Raw genomic sequence first — 2,397 nt, forward strand, 5'->3', positions numbered from 1 at the left:
TCTTGTTGGTCTTCGTCCGTAAAAATTGGTGATGCTTACTACGGGTGCGCCATCGGTCAGCACCGGTTTCGGACGCATGTCGGCGGTCACCACATGAGTGTTGAGCGCAGTGGCTATGCCTTGCGGTTTTACGTTAGCCGCCTCAAGAGCATCCTGCAGTGTGGATGCCTCAGGCATATCATACGTTTTGCCGTTGATTGTTATGTTCATGTGATCTTAAGTTTGCGTGGTGAGAAAAAGTGGTCGACCGGGCCGTGGCCTTTGCCGGTAGTGACTTTAGCGCCGGAGCGGAGTGCGCGGGTGACGAAAAGCTTGCCCATCTCCACGGCTCTTGGCAGACTGTAGCCTATAGCCATGTAGCACGCTATGGCCGACGACAGAGTGCATCCGGTGCCGTGTGTGTTGGGGGTGTCGACCGCATCGGCTTTGAGCTCAATCCAGTCGCCATCGGCTGTGAGCAGCATATCTGTCTTGAAATCTACCGCATCCGAATCGCCACCCTTTACGAGCACATTGGCGCATCCTTGTCGGCGCAGTTCCTCGGCCTGCCGGCGTGGGTCGTCGCAGCCGGTAAGCGCCTCTGACTCGTTGCGGTTGGGGGTGATGAGTGTGAGCATAGGAAAGAGTGTCCGTCTCATGGCTTCCACTGCATCGTCGGCGATCAGGCGTTTGCCGCTTGTCGACACCATCACCGGGTCGACCACAAGATTTTTGACGCAGTGATGTCCGAGCACTTCGGCCACAGCCTCGACTATCGGAGCGCTGAAGAGCATTCCGGTCTTGACAGCAGCAGGCGATATGTCGGCAAACACGGCGTCGATCTGTGCCTTGACCATCATGGGGCTTACCCCCTCTATGGCTCCCACGCCGACGGTGTTCTGTGCCGTCAGGGCTGTAATGGCCGACATGCCGTAGCACCCTATGGCCGACATGGTCTTGATGTCGGCCTGAATGCCTGCGCCGCCCGATGAGTCGGATCCGGCTATGGTTAGCACAGGTATGTACCGGCGCATCAGAATGGGAATGATGAAGTGGTGAGCAGATAGCGGTTCTCAAATTCCTGATTGGTCATGCAGAGCATCATTATGCCCTGTATCAGCCCTAAAAGTGCAGGAATTGATCCGCAGGAGATCACCGTCAGCAACAGAAACACTATGCCGCCGGTGGTTTTCCCGATATAGAAATAGTGGATTCCGAGCCAGCCTAACAGTATGGCCAGCAGGGCAGTCACTCCGCGGCTCCGTCCTTGCGGACCCGATGCGAAAGCGTCATTGGCATACCACATCGCGTAAGGGTCTGACGGTGATGACTGGCCGGCGTAATGGGCTTGCTGATCGCCGTATGGGGGCGGCGTCTGGCCATATCCGTTATCGATAGCGCTGCCGCAGTATCGGCATTTTATGGCGTCGTCCTGAATCTCTTCGGCGCAATAAGGGCATTTTTTCATAATTTCTGTCGGAATAGTTGTCGTTGAAATAGTGTCAGGCCTTTGCCGACAGCATCGGCCGTGCCTACAAAGTTACAAAATTCTTTATTACCGCGGTTAATTCTTCGTTGTCATGTCAGTTTTTTTGTCATATTCGTTTTGTCGTCTTGCGCATTTTGGGGTGATCCGGGCGAAATTGCCCGGAAATGCTGCATCGCCTTTGTTACCATGAGCCGCGGCAGATCGCTGCGGAGAAGCTTTGCGAGCTCTTTTCATCTTTTTTGGTAAATTCGCGAAATTTTTGCGGTGTCATTATTTGGAGTGTAAAAGAATTATTTGGAGTGTAAAAGAAAAGTATTACTTTTGTGATGGACTTTAGCTGCAAGGCTATCATGCCAGTTTAGCGCCGGGGTGTTCCTTGAGAGACCCGGCTTATTTTTTATGCCAAACAGTGATGGGTTGTGGAAATGCAGGCAAACGTCGATGGATGGCCATTAGGATCTAACAACCGCTCCATTTCAGAAACAGTTAGCCGCGCAATGCGATTTTTTGGTGCAGTTGGGGCGGGTATGTCGGGAGTGTTTTGTACCTTTGCCGAAAATATAGCACTATCATCATGATACAACCAATCAGATCATATCTGCGCCGCACAGCCGCGGCGATCGCCGTTGCTGCGGCAATGACTGTGCCGTCAGAGGCATTCGCACAGTTCCGCTGGGGTGCGCAGGCGGGAGTTAATGTCAATAATCTCAAGTTTAAGCAGGAACTTGTCACTGTCGATAAATCCACAGGGTTTTCGGCCGGCGTAACCGGCGAAATGATGTTCCCCGGTATCGGATTCGGACTGGATATCGGTCTGCACTATGAGATGACCGGCTCCAAGGTGCATCTGGGCGAGCGCAAGATGTGGAGTAGCCAGGGCTATGGCAACGAACAGCTCCGGATGCATTATGCTGTGATCCCGCTCCACG

Annotated in this window: 4 protein-coding genes; 1 reads left to right on the forward strand and 3 read right to left on the reverse strand. The window is 53.4% G+C overall.

Translation table 11 applies throughout. From position 1 onward, the window contains the following. The 3 genes from thiS to C5O24_RS14535 all read right to left on the reverse strand — a co-directional run. Positions 1-210 (reverse strand): sulfur carrier protein ThiS (gene thiS, locus C5O24_RS12595; RefSeq protein ID WP_107681928.1); only part of this gene is annotated, 210 nt, incomplete at its 3' end. Continuing rightward, positions 207-1,013 (reverse strand): bifunctional hydroxymethylpyrimidine kinase/phosphomethylpyrimidine kinase, encoded by an 807-nt coding sequence (thiD, locus tag C5O24_RS12600; protein WP_107035806.1) that lies wholly within the window; start codon positions 1,011-1,013, stop codon positions 207-209. The genes thiS and thiD, both read right to left, overlap by 4 nt. Beyond that, positions 1,013-1,447, reverse strand: a complete 435-nt coding sequence (locus tag C5O24_RS14535; protein WP_107035807.1) for a TM2 domain-containing protein — start codon at positions 1,445-1,447, stop codon at positions 1,013-1,015. Before C5O24_RS14535 ends, thiD begins: the two co-directional genes overlap by 1 nt. Before the next feature lie 595 nt (positions 1,448-2,042). Between C5O24_RS14535 and C5O24_RS12610 the strand changes: the two genes are divergently transcribed. Further along, a partial coding sequence (locus C5O24_RS12610; RefSeq protein ID WP_133165590.1) for an outer membrane beta-barrel protein occupies positions 2,043-2,397 on the forward strand: 355 nt, incomplete at its 3' end.

Origin of the sequence: Paramuribaculum intestinale (assembly GCF_003024925.1) — a bacterium.
Taxonomy (GTDB): domain Bacteria; phylum Bacteroidota; class Bacteroidia; order Bacteroidales; family Muribaculaceae; genus Paramuribaculum; species Paramuribaculum intestinale.